This is a genomic window from Sphingomonas floccifaciens, assembly GCF_042681125.1.
GTDB lineage: Bacteria > Pseudomonadota > Alphaproteobacteria > Sphingomonadales > Sphingomonadaceae > Sphingomonas > Sphingomonas floccifaciens.
In genome coordinates this window covers 40,026-56,270 of sequence record NZ_JBHUFC010000008.1, presented here as the reverse complement: position 1 = coordinate 56,270, position 16,245 = coordinate 40,026, and the positions used below count along the sequence as shown (strand labels likewise).

Below are 16,245 nucleotides of genomic sequence, written 5' to 3'. Positions count from 1 at the left end.
CGCTGCTAACAACCGTGTGTCATTTCTAATTGGCGAAGAATGTGTCTTTTCTAACCGGCAGCAACACAGATTTGCTCTACAGGTTAGGTGTTTAGGAGCTTGTTGCGCCCTTACCCGATCAGCGATGTTCGTTCACGCAAGCGCTGCTCCCGCTCAACAAGCCACGCGCGAAACTGCTCCAGAATGTCCTCGACGTCCAGGCCCGCCAGCCGATGATGCGCCAAGACCCGCGCGCGGAGCGGTGCCGGCCAGCGGATGCTTTCGCGGGCCAGCGTGGCCTGTATCCATTTGGGCGTGCTGGCGAGCAGTCAAACGAGCGAATGCCGTTCGTAAGCGGGCCTCAGGCCCGAAATTAAGATTGTCGCCGATCTGCCTCGCCGCATGAGAAGCCGATCGCGTCCGCAGGCGTTCGGTTGTTCGACCGGATGGAGGAAGAGAATGTGTGTCGGCGCTGATGAGACGTACATGCGCGTGGCGCTTGAGGTCGCGCGCTCCAAGGGGTCGGATCCGTCAACCTCGCCGCTCGGCTGCGTGATCGTCCTGGATGGCGAAGTCATCGCGGCCGAGCGCAATCAGACCCAAGAGCTCCCGGATGCCACGGCTCATGCGGAGATGATGGCGATCCGCCGCGCGTGCGAGACCACCGGCGAGATGGAGCTGAGAGGCGCCACGCTCTACTCGACGCTCCAGCCCTGCGGCATGTGCACCATGGCATCCATCTGGTCGAAGGTAGGCCGAGTCGTCTATGGCGCGGGGCGCGAGGACGTGCACCCCATGTACTTTGAGGCGAAGCACGTCGACACGCTGGCCTTCATCGGCGATGCCTATCGGGACGACATCGAAATCGAGGGCGGTTGCCTCGCTGAGGAATGTGCGTCGCTCTATTACAGCCCGGACGCGGATCTGTCGGCCGACGAGCAAGCGAATTTATGATCCCACCCTTGGATTCCCGGACACGACAGCTTCGACGCCATCGACCGCTTGCCGCGCGGTAGAGGCTGTGATGCGTTCGGGCCTACCGGCGAAGGTGGTCAAGTTCCACTCAGGTGTGCGTATCGTATGGTACCACAGGAATGGCTACCTTGTGGTACCTTCCCACCGGTTCGACGCTGATGGGTTAGTGCCGAGTTGCATTCCATGTACGGCCTGTCCGCAAATGCGCACTGCTCCTCGAGGCTTAGGTATGCGCGCAGGCTACCGGCCTGACGCCTGCGCCAGGAACGTCGCCACGCTGGAACCTATCCCGAGCGCGAGGCTCTCGGCGATCCGCGCCGCATTGTCCTGCAGCGCTGATTCCTGCTCAGGTGCGAGCATCTCGTTGGTGTCTCCTCCCACAGTCGCAGCCAGGCGTGCAAATGCGGACGTCGCCATGGCCTCAGCGTGCCGGAGGTGCACAGCCCTGGGATGCCCTTTGGAGCGACCGGCTTGTCAGCATCACCGATGACCAGAAGTCGCAAAGCTCCTTGAAAATGTCGGATCAGTCGCCGATGGCTCCATTGAAGACGCGTTGCAGCTGGGAGTCCGTTCGCACTTGCGCGTAAAACGCGTGAACGACACGCTGAAGGTCGTCTTCTTGAAGATCGAGTTCGACCATGATGGTCTTCGAAGGTTTGGGTAAGAGAGGGCGCATCAGCCGCTTCCTCTCGCCTCCTGTTCGAACAGCCTGATCCGATTAATCACCGAAACGAAGAAGGCGGTCGACCAGCCCAACAAGATGATGCCGTTGGCGCTCTCAATCGCACCGACGAGCCTCCAGGCGCTCGGAAGCGCAAGATCAGCCGTCCCGAGCGTGGTGTAGGTGGCGGTCGAAAAGTACAGAGCATCATCAAAGTTGATCAACCCGGCATAGCGTGCATACAGGAGAGCGTAGGCCCAGATCTCCGCGGTGTGCAGCGCGAAAAGCCCAAAGGCGGCACCCAAGATCGCCGCCAATTGCGACCACTCGCGGAAGCGCTCGCCGAAGCGGCGCCGATGTCCACGCAGCAGCGCGACGAGGAGGGCAAGGCCCGCGAGGTGCATGACGACTGTGATGGCGACCATCGCCGTTGCAATCCCCAGCTGAACCACGCGCTCCTCCTCGTTGACGATTGCCGCGCGAGCTGCGTTCTCCAGGTCGGCCATTGCTCACGCGAGGCGATCATAGCACCAGCTGACCGCCTGTGCTGCGAGGGACATCGAAGCGGGCACGGCAGAAGGTCACCCGCCGATGCCCGGTCCTGGGAACTGTCAGGCGGCCTGAAGCATCGCCTCCAGGTCCTGCTGTGCGTCGCCGGTGGGACGGATGTCGAACTTTTCGATCAGCACGTTCAATACGTCGGGCGTAAGGAATTGCGGCAAGGTCGGTCCGAGGTGGATGCGGCGAAGACCCAGATGCAGCATCGTCAGCAGGACCGCGGTCGCCTTCTGCTCGAACCAGCTGATCGCATAGTGCAGCGGAAGGTCGTTGACACCGCAGCCGAGCGCATCGGCGACAGCGGTCGCGATGCGGATCGCGCTATAGGCATCGTTGCACTGCCCAACGTCGAGCACCCGCGGCACGCCGTTGATGGTGCCGAGGTCCTCGCCGTTGAACCGGAACTTCCCGCAACCCAGAGTGAGGATCAGGCTGTCCTGTGGAGTGTGGACGGCGAGATCATGGAAGTAGTTGCGACCGGGCCGGGCCCCATCGCAACCGCCGATCAGGAACAGATTGCGGACATCGCCCTTCCGGATCATGCCGAGCAGCGTATCGGCGACACCCATCACGGTGTTGCGCGCGAAGCCGATCGGGATCGTCCGCTCGACCGCATTCTCCAGAAAGCCGGGAAGCGCCAGCGCACGGGTAATGGCAGGGCTGAAATCGTGATCGCTTACGTGTGCGATACCGTTCCAGCCCACCGGCCCCGCCGTGAACAGCCGATCCGCATAGCCCTTGAGGTTCGGGTTGATCAGGCAGTTGGACGTCATCACGATCGCGCCCGGGAAAGCGGCGAAGTCCTTCTGCTGGTCCTGCCAGGCGCCGCCATAGTTGCCGGCGAGATGCGGGAACCTCTTGAGCCTTGGATATGCGTTTGCCGGCAGAAGCTCCCCGTGCGTATAGACGTTGACGCCCGTGCCCTCGGTCTGCAGCAGAATGGTCTCGAGGTCCCCCATGTCGTGGCCGGATACGAGCAACGCCTTGCCCGCCTTGGGTGTCATGCGCACCATGGTGACTTCGGGGTGCCCGAACCGCCCGGTGTTGGCCGCATCGAGCAGTTCCATCACCTTGAGATTGAGCGCTCCAAGCGCCAACGCTTCGCGCAGGAGCGCATCCATGTCGGTCGGGTCGGAAGCGAGAAACGCGCTGATCCGGTGAAACTCGGCGCTGACTGCCTGCTCTTCGGTGCCGAGCACGCGCGCATGCTCGCTATAGGCAGCGGTACCCTTGAGCCCGTAAAGGATAAGGTTACGCAGGCCGACGATGCTGGGCCCATCGCGGTCCATGAACCGCTGGATCGCGGCGAACGGAGCCGCCGCCGCCAGCTCGGAAGCTGTGGTGCCGGGCTGCCACGTGGCGGGCTCGGGCAGGTCCGTGAGGTCAGCGCCCATGCGGGTTGCAAGGTCTCGCGCCGAGTTACGCATCCGCAAAGCCTCCGCGATCAACGCGACGAAGCGGTTGTCGTCGAAATTGACGTTCGTGAGCGTGGTGAACCAGGCGTGTGGCGTGAACGCGTTGACCCGGCGATCATAGCCGCCGACGCGCGCTGCACGATCCGCGTAGACGGAGACACCCTGCATAAGGCGGAGCAGGACGTCCTGCAGGTCGGCGACGGTCGCGCTCTTGCCGCAGGATCCTACCTTGGCCGCACATCCGCCTTTGTTCGATTGTTCGCATTGCACGCAGTACATGGCACGGCCCTTCGCCAAAGATGAACTCTGAACTCCACTTTAAGCGCCGCTGCAGACGGCACTTTGACCGGCGTCAAACTCGTGCCTGGAAGGCGGTTGCATGAGGTAGTGCAGGCAAGGAGATCGTCGCGCGGTGCAACTGACCAAGCAGACCGACTATGCATTGCGCCTGCTCATCTATCTCGCCGCGGTCGGTCGCCGGGTGTCGATCGCGGAGGTGGCAGAAGCGCAGGGCATATCGCGCACCCACCTGATGAAGATCGCGAACCTGCTGACGGTCCGCGGGTTCATCGCAGCTGCACGTGGCCGCGGCGGCGGGATCTCGCTTGCGCGGACCGCTGAAACAATCAAGCTCAAGGATGTGATCCGCGCCACGGAGCCCTCGTGTCCGCTGGTCGATTGTTTAGGCTGCCGACTGATCGCCCGCTGCCGCCTCGAGCCGATCCTCGACGAGGCGATGGCGGCGTTCTGGAGCGTCCTCGGCGACTACTCGCTGGCGGACCTCGTGGACAGGAAAGTCGGCCGTCAACCGCGCAATGCGGCAGCTGGAAAGGCGCTTCCCTACGCTGACGTCAACGACAATCGCGCCTTCACCGACGTGAGCTCGAGAGAGCGTTTTGGCGCAGCCTAGACGGCCTGCCGCAGCCCCGCTGCTTGAGCCCGCGGAAACCGCGCGATCAGGGGCGCAAGACTGCCCTGCCCTCGATCCGGCCCTGACGTAAGCGGTCGAACACGTCGTTCACGGCCGCGAGCGGCTCCTCGATTACGGACGTACGGACCTTCCCATCGGCCACGAAAGATAGCGCCTCTGCCAGATCGCGGCGGGTGCCGACGATCGATCCTCTCACGGTGATCCGCTTCAGCACGACATCGAAGATCGGGGTCGGGAAGTCGCCCGGCGGCAGCCCCACCAAAGCGATCGTTCCGCGGCGGCGGGTGCACGCGATCGCCTGGCTGAACGCGGCTGGCGAGACTGCGGTCACGAGCACGCCGTGGGCGCCGCCTCCCGTTGCGCGCAACAGCTTTTCAACGCCGTCGCCTTCGGAGCAGTCGAACGCCAGATCGGCACCGAGCTCCCGCGCAAGCGCGAGCTTGTCGGCGGAGACATCGAGGGCCGCGACGTGAAACCCCATCGCCTTGGCATATTGCACGGCGACATGCCCGAGCCCGCCGACGCCCGAAATCACGACCCATTCCCCGGGTCGCGCCTCCGTCTCCTTGAGCCCTTTGTACGTCGTCACGCCCGCACACAAGATCGGCGCCAATGCGGCGAAATCCGGATCAGGCGGGAGGTGGCCGACGTACGGTGCGCTGGCGAGAGCATATTCGGCGTAGGTGCCATTCACGCTGTAGCCGCTGTTATGCTGGTGTTCGCACAACGTCTCCCAGCCGGTCTGACAATATTCGCACTGACCGCAGGCATCGTGTAGCCAAGGTATCCCGACAGCATCTCCTTCCTTGATGTCGGCGACGCCGGTGCCGACCGCGGCGACGTAGCCGACGCCTTCATGGCCAGGGATTAAAGGGAGGGTCGGCTTCACCGGCCAGTCGCCATCGACGGCATGGAGGTCGGTGTGGCAGACACCGGTCGCCTCAATCTTGACGAGCAGTTCACCGGGTCCGGGCGCCGGCACATCGACCTCTTCGATCAGGAGAGGCGCCTTGAAGGCGCGCGCTACGGCAGCTTTCATCTTGGTCATGAAAAACCTCTCATCGCGATCTCACTCGCAAGGTTAACGGTGGAGAAGACCTCCTAGTGGCTGAACAGGAGGTACCTCGAGAAACGGTCGATGAGACCCTGCGTGACGCCGCCCAAGACCCACTCGCGCAACCTGCTATGACCATAGGCGCCGAGGACGAGAAGATCAGCCGCATGCTCGTGCGCGACCTCTTCCAGGTCATCAGCCACGGTCCTTTGTCTGCGCGGCACCAGCTTCCCTTCCGCGCGCACCCCGTGTCGCTCGAGACGCCCGACGATCTCCTCCAGACCGGTGGCCTCGTCCGACCGGCCTTCCCTGCAGATCGCCGCCACGATGACCTGGTCTGCCGCAAGCAGGAACGGCAGCGCGTCGGTGACCGCACGACGTGTCTCGCGCGTGTCTTTCCACCCGACGATGATACGCTGGGCTTTGAGCTCCCGATGGTCATGACTCGGCGTGACCAGAACCGGCGTCGCCGTATCGAGGACCAAGGATGCGATCGACGGGAGTAGCGACGATCCGAAGCCGTCCGCAGGACGACTGGCGACGATGATGTCGGCGCCGCGCGCATGAAGCGCCATGACTCGGTCCGGCGCGCTGGGGATGGCAAGCCACTTCGTCTGCAACCCGCTCTCGGCGACGGCATCCTGGAAGCGTTGACCGGCGGTCGCGAGATCCGCTTCGACCTGTTCTCGAAGCGTCTGCAGGAGCAGACCGTCCTCGAACCCCGTCGCCGGCGGTTCGAGCGCTTCAGCCGCAACGCCGATAAGGGTCGCATCGAATTGTCGGGCAAGCTGCTCGGCTGCAGCAAGCGACGCCGCGCTCGGTGGCTCGGGACCCACGTGGACCAGGACGGACTTGTAGCTCATGCAGACCTCCGTGTCGTGTGGGGGCGAGCGACCGCCCATACCTCTTGCCCGACCTTGCTCAGCCGGCACGGGCCGACTCCCTCCTTGCGCGCTCAGGCCTCAGTCACGCGGCTCAGTTCCTCTTCCGCGGATGGCCCGTCGCGACTCCTCCGGAGAGCTCTGCCACTTTCGGGTGGATCGCTGCGACTTCCGCGGTGTAGCCGAGGTTAAAGACGGTCGGACTCTTTGCCGCGCGGTCAGCGCGCGTGTACAGCGTTCCGAACAGACGATCCCAAACGAAATTCGTGATGCCGAAGTTGCCGGTCTCGTCATGGAAATGATGTTCCATGTGCCGCACCTTCATTGTCGCCAGCCATTGCAGACGGGGCTTGTAGGCAAGATGCTGGATGCAGTGGAAGAATTCGTAGAAACAGGTGCACAGCAGACCCGTAGCAAACCCGGCAGCCGCACCGCCGGTACCGCCGATCAGCCATCCGGGAAGTGCCGACACGATCAGCAAAGTCGGCAGTGTCGTGTATAGCGCGCCGAACAGCACTTCGAGGTGGTTCGGATCCTGGTGGTGATCATAATGAATGCGCTTCCAGACCGCGGCCAGCGCCGGCACCTTGAACATCCAGTGGCAGTGCAGTACCCAACGATGGAGCCCGTACCACACCAGCGGATAGGCCAACGCGATCAGCACGACGATGCCCGCGGCCTGGATCGCTGACGCTGGATGCAGCACGAAAAGCATGATCGACCCGGCCAGGAGCGCCAGATAGGAAAGGATCGTGTAGTGCTGGAAGTATGCAGCCACGAGCTCGCGCAACGTCATGCGATCGAGATGGTGTGAACGCTTCCAGAATGACGGCTGTGCCGCTGCCGCTTTGCTCATTCTCGTTTGTCCGTCCAATTCGCAGCAAGTTCTAGCTGAGAAGACGGCCCGGTCGTTTGACGCCGGTCAAACCGGCACTTGCTGGCGAAAGCAGGGTATCAGCGCGGAATCATCGCGCCGGCCATTCGGAGAAAGGCTTGCTGCATCTGCGTACCGAGGGCGGGCTCGATCCGCGCTTCCGCCATCGCACGGCTCATCGCCTGAACCCACTGGGCCGCCGTCGTCTTCGACACGGCGATGTTACGATGCATAGACATGATGCAGGTGCCTGGGCGAGATTCGAACCAGGTGCGAGGGCCGCCGAGCCATGCCGACAGAAACTCGGTCAGCGAGATGCGCATGGGTAGCAGGTCCGCCTCGTGCATCGCACGCAGTTCGTCATAGGCCGGCTCATGCTCCATCAGATCGTAGAAGCGCTCCACGACGGCGCGCACGCCGTCCTCGCCGCCGATACGGTCGAAGAGCGAGGCCTTGTTCGCCTCGCCCGAGCCGGTTTCTTCGTCGCTCATGGCAGCATGGACCCCGTCTCGATGAACCGCTGATGCCAGCTCAGCGCCTCGCCCGGCAGCGAGGGCGATTGCTGGCCATAGGAGCCGGCCCGCGCCCGCGCATAATAATCCTCCAGCATCGGCCGGTAGCTTGGGTGGGCGCAGCGCTCGATGATCAGCTTCGCCCGCTGCTTGGGGCTGAGACCGCGCAGGTCGGCCAGGCCCTGCTCCGTCACGATCACCTGCACGTCCTGCGCGATATGATCGACATGCGCCGCCTGGGGCACGATGGCGGAGATCCTGCCCCCTTTCGCGGTGGACGGGGTCATGAAGATCGAAACATAGGCGTTGCGCGCGAAATCGCCCGAGCCCCCGATCCCGTTCTGAATTCGCGATCCCATGACGTGGGTCGAGTTCACATTGCCGTAGATGTCTGCCTCGATCAGCCCGTTCATGGCGATGCAGCCCAGCCGCCGGATCAGTTCGGGGTGGTTGCTGATCTCCTGCGGGCGCAGGATCATACGGCTGCGATAAGCGCCCATGTTCGCGTTGATCCGCGCGGCGGCTTCGGGCGACAGGGAGAAGGCGGTAGCCGAGGCCATGCGCAGCTTGCCCGCGTCGAGCAGGTCCAGCATCCCGTCCTGGATCACCTCGGTATAGGCGGTCAGGTCCTCGAACGGGCTGTCGACCAGCCCGGTCAGCACCGCGTTGGCGATGTTGCCGACACCCGACTGGATCGGCAGCAGCGAGGCCGGCAGCCGCCCGATGGCCACCTCATGGCGGAAGAACTCCATCAGGTGCCCCGCGATCGCCTGTGCGGACTCATCGGGCGCGGCAAAGGGCAGGTTCCGGTCCGGCGCGTCCGTCTCCACGATCGCGACGATCTTGTCGGGGTCGCAGGCGAGGTAAGACTGGCCGATCCGGTCATCCGGCCGAACCAGCGGGATCGGCACGCGATGGGGCGGCAGGCGGGTGCCATAATAGATGTCGTGCATCCCCTCCAGCGCCGCATTCTGCCAGCGGTTCACCTCCAGGATGACCTTGCTCGCCCGGTCCAGCCACGTCTTGTTGTTGCCGACCGACGAGGAGGGGATAAGCGATCCGTCCTCACGAACACCCGTCACTTCGATCACGGCCGTGTCGAGCGGCCCTAGGAACCCCTGCCACGCCATGGGCGCGACCTGGCTGAGGTGCATGTCGAAATATTCCATCTCGCCGCGATTGATCTTCTCGCGGGCGAGCGGATCGGAGTTGTAGGGAAGCCGGAACTCGATCCCGTCCGCCTTGGCCAGCGCCCCGTCCAGCTCGGGCCCGGTGGAGGCACCGGTCCAGACGCGGACGCGAAAGGCGCGGCCTGCGGCATGCTCCGCCTCGATCCGGGCAGCGAGCGCGAGCGGTACCGCCTTGGGATAGCCGGAGCCGGTGAAGCCGCTCATCCCCACCGTGCTGCCCGACGTGATGAGCGCCGCGGCGTCCTCGGCGCTCATGATTCGGGAGCGAAGGGCAGCGGCGGCAATACGGCTGGTCGTCATGAAAGGTCTCGTCTCGTGGTCAGTGCTGCATCAGGAAGCGGCTGATGGTCTGGCGGACCATCGGCAAGCGGGCACCCGCCCTCAGCGTGGCGCGGCGTGCGATCCGCGCGGCGGGGCGTTCATCGGTGTAGAGGCCGACGAGCAGATTGGTCGCAGCGTAGATGGGCCGGCTCTCGAGCCGGTGCGTCGCTTCGAACCGCCGCAGCAGCAGCGAGGAGGCAATGTCGCCGCCCCTGGCCGCCGCGTCAGCTACCAGTCCCGCCAACGTCGTCGCGCCTTGCAGCCCCAGGTTGAAACCGTGCGCGGTGACCGGGTGCATGCCGACGGCCGCGTCACCGATCAGCGCGGCGCGGGTCGCGGCGAAGTGCCGGGCATAGGTGGTCGCGAGCGGATAGACATGCGGCCCCTCCACCACCTGCATCTCTCCCAGACGCGCATCGTAGCGGCGCGTAATTTCGGCCCCGAGCGCTCCGGGGTTCAGCGCCGCCAGCTGCTCGATCTGGCCTGAACTCAGGGTCAGCACGGCCGAGGACTGCCGGCCATTGAGCGGCAGCATGGCGATCGTCTGGCCATGGTCGAACCACTCGGTCGCAATGCTCCGGTGATCGCCCTCATGCGCGACGCGGCAGACCATCATCGACCGCCCGAGCCGATTGACCTCCGCGGCGATGCCGAGTTGCTCTCGGACCGCCGAGAAGCGCGAATCTGCCGCGACCAGCAGCCGCGCGTCGAGCACGCGCCCGTCAGCGAGCCTCACCCGTGCGCCGGCCCGATCCGTGCCGACTGACGCCACGCCCGTTCCGGTGATCAGGTCCAGCCCCGGCTGGCCGTCAATCGCGCGAAACAGCGCCTGACGGATGCGGTGGTTCGGAACCAGTTGGCCGAGCCGATCTTCTCCCGTCCCCGCCGTGTTGAAGGCGAGCGTAAAGCGCGATGCGCCGTTCAGCACCTGCGCCTCGCGCAAGGGGGAGATATCCTCGGGTCCGAGATGCGCCCAGGCGCCAAGCCGGGTCAGGGTCGCCACGGACCGATGCGTCAGCGCAATCTCCCGCCCGTCGACCGGCGGCGAGGCGAGCAGATCCGCCGGCTGCCGCTCGACCAGGCCGATGCTGAGCCCGGTGCCATCCAGCGCCCGCGCAAAGGCAAGTCCGGCAGGGCCGCCGCCCACGATCAGAATGTCATGAATCACGTGTTACAATCCTTAAACGAAGCAGATCGCACGGCTCCGCCACCCTCGAATTGACGCCCGTCAAAGTCATAGCCCTCCGGTCGGGCCATCAAGAGGGCGTTCGGATCTCGCGATCACGGACGTCGCCTGTATATCGGTGCTCGGTGTGCCTACCTGGCAAGCCGCTCGATGATCGGACATTCGGGCCGATCATCTCCGTGGCAGGTTCCCGCCAGATCGGTCAGCGTGCGCCGCATGGCTTCTAGGGCGCGCACTTTACGGCCGAGTTCAGCCGCCCGCGCTTCCGCCAGTGCCTTTACTTCGGCGCTGGACCGCTCCCGATCGGACCAGAGGCCAAGCAGCGTTCGAATTTCCTCGATCGGAAATCCGAGATCGCGCGCGTTAGCGATAAATCGCAGCCGGTGAACGTCACCGCCGCTATAGTCGCGGTAGCTCCCGCGTCGGGGCGGCGCGGGCACCAGGCCGATCTTCTCATAGTGCCGGATCATGCGTTGCGATACGCCGCTCGCATCCGAGGCCGCCCCGATGTTCACAGCTTCACGCCGTTGAGCCGCAGCGCGTTCAGGACGACGGTGAACGACGAGAGCGCCATCGCCGCGCCGGCGATCATCGGTGAGAGCAGGATGCCCGCTACGGGGTAGAGAACCCCCGCCGCGATCGGTACTCCGATCCCGTTGAACAGGAACGAGAAGAACAGATTCTGGCGGATGTTACGCATCGTGGCGTGCGCCAAGCGCCGCGCCCGCACGATCGCCGACAGATCGCCCCGCGTAAGCGTCATGCCAGCGCTCTCGATCGCCACGTCGGTTCCCGTGCCCATCGCCAAGCCTACGTCGGCAGCAGCGAGAGCAGGGGCATCGTTGATCCCGTCGCCGGCCATCGCGACCCGAGCGCCCTTCGCCTTCAGCTCCGCCACGATCCGGGCCTTGTCCTCTGGCCTCAGATCGGCGCGCACATCGTCCAAGCCGCCCACGGCGCGCGCGACCGCATCGGCCGTAGTGACATTGTCGCCGGTGAGCATGACGACCCGCAGCCCTTCGCGCCGGAGCGCCGCAATCGCGTCGCGGGCGGAAGGCCGCACCGGATCGGCCACCGCGATGAGACCGGCGAGCGTGCTGTCGATCGCCACCAGCATGACTCCGGCGCCTTCGCGCCGGCGACGATCGGCCAAGGCTTCGATCGGTACGGGATTGGCCCCTACTCGTCGCATTTGCGCGGCGTTGCCAATCACGACCTGGCGGCCGTTCACCGTGGCGCTGACACCAAGGCCGGTTTGCGAAGCGAAGCCCTCGACCCGGCCGAGCTGCAATCCCTTCGCGCTCGCGCCGGTCACGATCGCGTGGGCGAGCGGATGTTCCGATTGCGCCTCGACTGCGGCCGCGAGCGCCAGCAGCTCGCGTTCGTCGGCGCCGTTGACTACCTCGATCGCTACCAGCTTGGGCTTGCCTTCGGTGAGCGTGCCCGTCTTGTCGATCACCAGCGTCTCGACCTTCTCGAAAGCCTGTAAAGCTTCCGCGCTCTTGACCAGAACGCCGGCGTGCGCGCCGCGGCCCGTCGCCACCATGATCGACATGGGCGTGGCGAGCCCGAGCGCGCAGGGGCAGGCGATCACTAGGACCGCAATTGCATTGAGGAGGGCATGGCCCAGGCGGGGCTCGGGGCCGACAAGCATCCACACGAGGAAAGTGACGGCCGAGATCAGCAGCACCAGCGGCACGAACCAGCCCGAGACGCGATCCGCGAGCGCCTGAATAGGCGCGCGGCTACGCTGCGCTTCCGCCACCATGCGGACGATGCGCGCGAGCATCGTGTCGGAGCCGACTGCGTAGGCTTCCATGACCAGGCTTCCTGTGCCGTTGACGGTTCCCCCGGTGACGGCCGCACCGGTTTCCTTGGGGATCGGCGCGGGCTCCCCGGTGAGCATGGACTCATCGACCGAGGAGCGGCCCTCGACCACGACGCCATCAACCGGCAGCGCTTCGCCGGGGTGAACGCGCAGTCGATCGCCCACGGCCACATCGGCCAGCGGAACCTCTTCTTCCGAGCCGTCCGGGCGGAGGCGGCACGCGGTTTTGGGCGCGAGGTCCATTAGCGCGCGAATGGCGCGGCCTGTCGCCGCTCGGGCGCGCAGCTCCAAGACCTGCCCCACAAGCACAAGCCCAACGACGACGCCGGCCGCCTCATAATAGACCGGCACCATCCCGCCATGCGTGCGGAAGGCGGTGGGGAAGATACCCGGCGCGACCGTCGCGACCAAGCTGTAGAGGAAACCCGCGCCCACACCGATAGCGATGAGGGTGAACATATTGAGGTGGCGGGTGCGGATCGACTGCCACCCCCGGACGAAGAACGGCGATCCCGCCCACAGCACGATCGGCGCGGTGAGCGCGAACTGGACCCAGGGGGAAGCCGTGGCGCTGACGACGTGAACCCCGAGCATTTCGGCGAGCATCGAGACGACGAGCAGCGGGATCGTGAGCACGCCGGCGACCCACAGCCGGCGCGTGAAATCGACCAGCTCGGGGTTGGGAGCATCATCGAGCGACGGCTCTTCAGGTTCGAGCGCCATGCCGCAGATAGGACAGGTTCCCGGACCATCCTGGCGGATGTGCGGGTGCATCGGACACGTCCAGATCGCACCCGGCGTCACGTTCGGCTTAGGGGGCTCTGTGTCGCCGAGATAGGCTTGTGGGTTAGCGATGAACTTGGTCCGGCATCCGGCGCTGCAGAAGTGATAGGCGTGCCGTCCATGCTCGGCATGGTGGCGCGTCGTTGCGGGGTCGACCGTCATGCCGCAGACAAGATCTTTCGCTTTATCGCCGACCTCGGCAGCGGTGTCGCCGCTTCCGCAGCACGCATCACCCTTGACGTGTTGGTGACCGCGACGATCAGCAAGGGTCGTCTGTGCAGCCAGAAATGCCGAGCAGCAGGACGGAGTACCGAGCGCGACAGCGGGCTTGCCTGAGCAACCGCAGCCGCCCTCCGAGGTGTCAGAATGCGGGTCGTTCATCACGTGGCTCCATCGACCCGAGGACATGTAAGGTCTGACATTGTGTCAGGGTCAAGCTCTTACTGCGGTGTTCGCTCCCGGTCAGGAAAAGGATGAACGACTTCGCTGATGTGACACGACCGGAACGCAGGACCAGCGTCGCATGCGTGGCGTTCTGGTGAGCCGGTGGGGCGCGCATTCCGGCAACGCACCCGACCTGCACCGGTTGATGCCCTTGTTCAGCGCTTGCCGAGGTTCGTCAGGCCATCCAACCCGCGGCCCGTCGCCTCCGCTTAATCACCCCTTCGGCAGGTATCTGTAAACCATTGTGGCCTAGTTTCTGGTCATGTCACGGTTCAGGGATCTTCTTCATCACTGGCGTATCGAGTTCCCCCAGGCCTTGCTGCTGGGACTGAGCTACTTCGCTGCCGCTCTGCTCGCCGTCCGCTATACGCGCCTCGATGGCGGGGTCGCCCTTCTATGGATCGCCACGCCGATTCTGGCGGTCGATCTTCGTTATCGACCGGAACGCTCCTGGACCCTGAGAATGGTTGTTTGCGCCGCAGCGAGCGCGCTTGCCACCTCGCTCCAGGGGCTGGGCGCTGCCGTGGCGCTGCCGATGGCCGCGATCAATGTTTTCGAGGGCAGCGCGATCGCATGGCTCATGCGGCGCCTCGAACCGGAGCCGGGTCATCTGACATCGGTGCGAGAGCTCGGCACGCTGATCGTGGTCGCAGGGATCCTCGTTCCCGGCCTGACGGCACTCCCCGCAGGCGCCCTGGCACACTACGCCGCTGGTGTTCCGATCACCCATAACATGATCGGCTGGTTCTGCGCCCATGCGCTCGGGACCTTGACCGTTATGCCGATCGTGAAGCTGGCGGTCGGAGGCGATATCAGCGGATGGGTACGCAAGGTTGATCGGCGCGAGTTGATCGAAGCGGGTGCGCTGACAGCTTTGATGGTCGCCGTCACGAGCTCGTTTTTGCGAGCCGTTACCCTCTTCTGTACGTGCCGTTCGTTCCCCTGCTGCTGATGGTCTTTCGGATCGGTCGCCTCGGCGCGGCTATCTCTCTGCTGGTGTTGACGGTGGTCGGCACTGCCTGCACGGCGGAAGGGCTCGGGCCCATAACCCCGCCAGGCACCGGGATCGGAACCAAGCTCCAGCTCTTCCAACTCTATCTGGTTTTTGCGACGCTGATCGCTCTCCCGGTCGCCACCGAGTTGAAGCGGCGCAAGCTCCTTTTTTCTGCCGTGCAGGAGGGCGCAGCGCTGCATCGCATCATCGCGGACCGTAGCGGCGATATCATCATGGCCGTCGACGCCGATGGTACGATCCGTTTCGCCTCGCCGTCTCTCTCGGTGATCGCCGGCTTCTCTCCTGCAGCGGTGACCGGTCGTCTCGCGCGTGACGTGGTGGCGTTCGAGGATATCGACCGCGTTATCCGTGCGCACAGAAACGCCATGGCCGATCCGGCGGCGACGGTGATGTTCGAGTTCCGAGCCCACAAGGCGTCGGGCGAGCTCGCCTGGTTCGAAAGCCATGCCCGCGCCATCAGCGCCGAGGACGGCGAGGTCACCGGCACGGTCAACGTCGTGCGAGAGGTGTCCAGGCGCAAAGCGCGTGAGCTCAACCTGGCGCGTGCCGCGGCAACGGATCCGCTCACCGGCCTCTCGAATCGTCGTATCTTCACAGCCGCCTATGAGGACGCCATTGCCGACGTTACTGCATGCCATGGGCGAAGCTATCTCGCGCTGTTCGATCTTGATTTTTTCAAGAGAGTCAACGACCGCTTCGGCCACGCGACCGGCGACGATGTGCTCCGGGCATTCGCAGCCATTCTCAAGGCGAACGTGCGGTCCGCTGACACCGTCGCCAGATTGGGCGGAGAGGAGTTCGGCGTGCTCTTCGACGGCCTGAGCCAGGTCGAGGCCCAGGAGGCTTGCGAGCGTGTGAGAGCACAGTTCGCCGCCGCAACCGTCACCGCGCCCGACGGGAGCTCGGTGGCAACGACGGTAAGCGTCGGGCTCGCAGCCCTGCGTGAGGACCGAAGCCTCGCAGAGGCGCTGCGGGCGGCGGATGCGGCCCTCTACGCATCGAAAGGTGCGGGCCGCAATCGTCTCTCGATCGCCGCTTGAAGTCCGCGTTCGAGAGACACCTCAGCAATCGGTAGTGCGGCAAAGCCGTGCGCCCGCAGGCTTCGCGTTCAGGGCGTCGGGATTACAGGGTGGCCGCAGCGACAACGATCGACTGCCCTCCCTCTCGAAAGCTCAGTGGTGTTGCCCTTCATCCCTGCCCTACTGCTCGCAGCCGCACACCCCCTCCAGAACGTGGCTCCGGCACCGGTCGCCGGGCCTATCGAGAAGCTGAAGCCCGGCGAATACTTCTGGGCACCGCAGATTGCGCCTGACGGCCCTGTCACGATGATCGTCAGCCTCAAGGCACAGCGCGCGTTCGTCTATCGCAACGGCGTTCCAATCGGGGTGTCCACGATCTCATCAGGCATGCCCGGCCATGAAACGCCGACCGGAGTCTTCACGATCCTCCAGAAGGAAGTGGACCACAAATCCAACCTCTACAACGGCGCCCCGATGCCGTTCATGCAGAGGTTGACCTGGGATGGCGTCGCTCTCCACGCCGGCGCCCTGCCTGGCTATCCAGCGAGCCATGGGTGTGTGCGGCTTCCGCTCGCCTTTGCAAGCTCCTGTACGGTGCCACCAAGCCCGGTCTGACGGT

Annotated in this window: 15 protein-coding genes; 5 read left to right on the top strand and 10 right to left on the bottom strand. The window is 64.8% G+C overall.

From position 1 onward, the window contains the following. Positions 1 to 438: 438 nt before the first annotated feature. A complete protein-coding gene (locus ACFSC3_RS16675) occupies positions 439 to 933 on the top strand; it encodes a nucleoside deaminase (RefSeq protein ID WP_064311250.1) in 495 nt (164 codons plus the stop codon). A 696-nt stretch (positions 934 to 1,629) separates the two neighbouring features. Here ACFSC3_RS16675 and ACFSC3_RS16670 read toward each other — a convergent pair. Together ACFSC3_RS16670 and hcp are read right to left on the bottom strand one after the other, a co-directional pair. Continuing rightward, entirely contained in the window at positions 1,630 to 2,121 is a 492-nt protein-coding gene (locus ACFSC3_RS16670; RefSeq protein ID WP_084445248.1) for an ion channel, read from the bottom strand. A gap of 105 nt (positions 2,122 to 2,226) precedes the next feature. Then, positions 2,227 to 3,885 carry a hydroxylamine reductase gene (hcp, locus tag ACFSC3_RS16665; RefSeq protein ID WP_380941503.1) on the bottom strand — a complete coding sequence of 553 codons (1,659 nt, stop codon included), beginning with the start codon at positions 3,883 to 3,885 and terminating at the stop codon, positions 2,227 to 2,229. Positions 3,886 to 4,000: 115 nt separating this feature from the next. Between hcp and ACFSC3_RS16660 the strand changes: the two genes are divergently transcribed. Continuing rightward, positions 4,001 to 4,498 carry an RrF2 family transcriptional regulator gene (locus ACFSC3_RS16660; protein WP_115381589.1) on the top strand — a complete coding sequence of 166 codons (498 nt, stop codon included), beginning with the start codon at positions 4,001 to 4,003 and terminating at the stop codon, positions 4,496 to 4,498. Between the two features lie 46 nt (positions 4,499 to 4,544). Here the strand turns inward: ACFSC3_RS16660 and adhP are convergent, their stop codons facing one another. The 8 genes from adhP to ACFSC3_RS16620 form a co-directional block, all read right to left on the bottom strand. Then, positions 4,545 to 5,567, bottom strand: coding sequence for an alcohol dehydrogenase AdhP (gene adhP / locus ACFSC3_RS16655; protein WP_064311247.1), 1,023 nt, complete (start codon positions 5,565 to 5,567; stop codon positions 4,545 to 4,547). A gap of 53 nt (positions 5,568 to 5,620) precedes the next feature. Then, positions 5,621 to 6,436, bottom strand: coding sequence for a universal stress protein (locus tag ACFSC3_RS16650; RefSeq protein ID WP_064311316.1), 816 nt, complete (start codon positions 6,434 to 6,436; stop codon positions 5,621 to 5,623). 112 nt (positions 6,437 to 6,548) lie between these two features. Continuing rightward, positions 6,549 to 7,310: a sterol desaturase family protein gene (locus ACFSC3_RS16645; RefSeq protein WP_064311246.1), complete on the bottom strand. Its 762-nt coding sequence runs from the start codon at positions 7,308 to 7,310 to the stop codon at positions 6,549 to 6,551. 98 nt (positions 7,311 to 7,408) lie between these two features. Next, positions 7,409 to 7,819 (bottom strand): group II truncated hemoglobin, encoded by a 411-nt coding sequence (locus tag ACFSC3_RS16640; protein ID WP_064311245.1) that lies wholly within the window; start codon positions 7,817 to 7,819, stop codon positions 7,409 to 7,411. Next, the gene (locus ACFSC3_RS16635) at positions 7,816 to 9,330 is read right to left on the bottom strand and encodes an acetyl-CoA hydrolase/transferase family protein (RefSeq protein WP_115381585.1); all 1,515 of its coding nucleotides are present in this window, start codon (positions 9,328 to 9,330) and stop codon (positions 7,816 to 7,818) included. The genes ACFSC3_RS16640 and ACFSC3_RS16635 overlap by 4 nt, the downstream gene beginning before the upstream one ends. A 19-nt stretch (positions 9,331 to 9,349) precedes the next feature. Further along, a complete protein-coding gene (gene ubiM / locus ACFSC3_RS16630; protein WP_380941502.1) occupies positions 9,350 to 10,519 on the bottom strand; it encodes a 5-demethoxyubiquinol-8 5-hydroxylase UbiM in 1,170 nt (389 codons plus the stop codon). A gap of 149 nt (positions 10,520 to 10,668) precedes the next feature. Further along, the gene (locus ACFSC3_RS16625; RefSeq protein ID WP_064311242.1) at positions 10,669 to 11,052 is read right to left on the bottom strand and encodes a MerR family DNA-binding protein; all 384 of its coding nucleotides are present in this window, start codon (positions 11,050 to 11,052) and stop codon (positions 10,669 to 10,671) included. Continuing rightward, positions 11,049 to 13,310, bottom strand: a complete 2,262-nt coding sequence (locus ACFSC3_RS16620) for a heavy metal translocating P-type ATPase (RefSeq protein WP_232318416.1) — start codon at positions 13,308 to 13,310, stop codon at positions 11,049 to 11,051. The genes ACFSC3_RS16625 and ACFSC3_RS16620 overlap by 4 nt, the downstream gene beginning before the upstream one ends. A gap of 544 nt (positions 13,311 to 13,854) precedes the next feature. Between ACFSC3_RS16620 and ACFSC3_RS16615 the strand changes: the two genes are divergently transcribed. From ACFSC3_RS16615 to ACFSC3_RS16605, 3 genes are all read left to right on the top strand, one after another. Continuing rightward, a complete protein-coding gene (locus ACFSC3_RS16615; protein WP_380941501.1) occupies positions 13,855 to 14,544 on the top strand; it encodes an MASE1 domain-containing protein in 690 nt (229 codons plus the stop codon). Beyond that, positions 14,520 to 15,647, top strand: a complete 1,128-nt coding sequence (locus tag ACFSC3_RS16610) for a sensor domain-containing diguanylate cyclase (protein WP_115381577.1) — start codon at positions 14,520 to 14,522, stop codon at positions 15,645 to 15,647. Before ACFSC3_RS16615 ends, ACFSC3_RS16610 begins: the two co-directional genes overlap by 25 nt. 138 nt (positions 15,648 to 15,785) lie before the next feature. Next, positions 15,786 to 16,241, top strand: a complete 456-nt coding sequence (locus tag ACFSC3_RS16605) for a L,D-transpeptidase family protein (protein ID WP_337303186.1) — start codon at positions 15,786 to 15,788, stop codon at positions 16,239 to 16,241. Positions 16,242 to 16,245: the final 4 nt, after the last annotated feature.

Coding starts and splice junctions, on each gene's coding strand:
- ACFSC3_RS16675 (WP_064311250.1), top strand. CDS start 439: ATGTGTGTCGGCGCTGATGAGACGTACATGCGCGTGGCGCTTGAGGTC.
- adhP (WP_064311247.1), bottom strand. CDS start 5,567: ATGACCAAGATGAAAGCTGCCGTAGCGCGCGCCTTCAAGGCGCCTCTC.
- ACFSC3_RS16645 (WP_064311246.1), bottom strand. CDS start 7,310: ATGAGCAAAGCGGCAGCGGCACAGCCGTCATTCTGGAAGCGTTCACAC.
- ACFSC3_RS16635 (WP_115381585.1), bottom strand. CDS start 9,330: ATGACGACCAGCCGTATTGCCGCCGCTGCCCTTCGCTCCCGAATCATG.
- ACFSC3_RS16615 (WP_380941501.1), top strand. CDS start 13,855: ATGTCACGGTTCAGGGATCTTCTTCATCACTGGCGTATCGAGTTCCCC.
- ACFSC3_RS16640 (WP_064311245.1), bottom strand. CDS start 7,819: ATGAGCGACGAAGAAACCGGCTCGGGCGAGGCGAACAAGGCCTCGCTC.
- ACFSC3_RS16670 (WP_084445248.1), bottom strand. CDS start 2,121: ATGGCCGACCTGGAGAACGCAGCTCGCGCGGCAATCGTCAACGAGGAG.
- ACFSC3_RS16650 (WP_064311316.1), bottom strand. CDS start 6,436: ATGAGCTACAAGTCCGTCCTGGTCCACGTGGGTCCCGAGCCACCGAGC.
- ACFSC3_RS16620 (WP_232318416.1), bottom strand. CDS start 13,310: ATGACGGTCGACCCCGCAACGACGCGCCACCATGCCGAGCATGGACGG.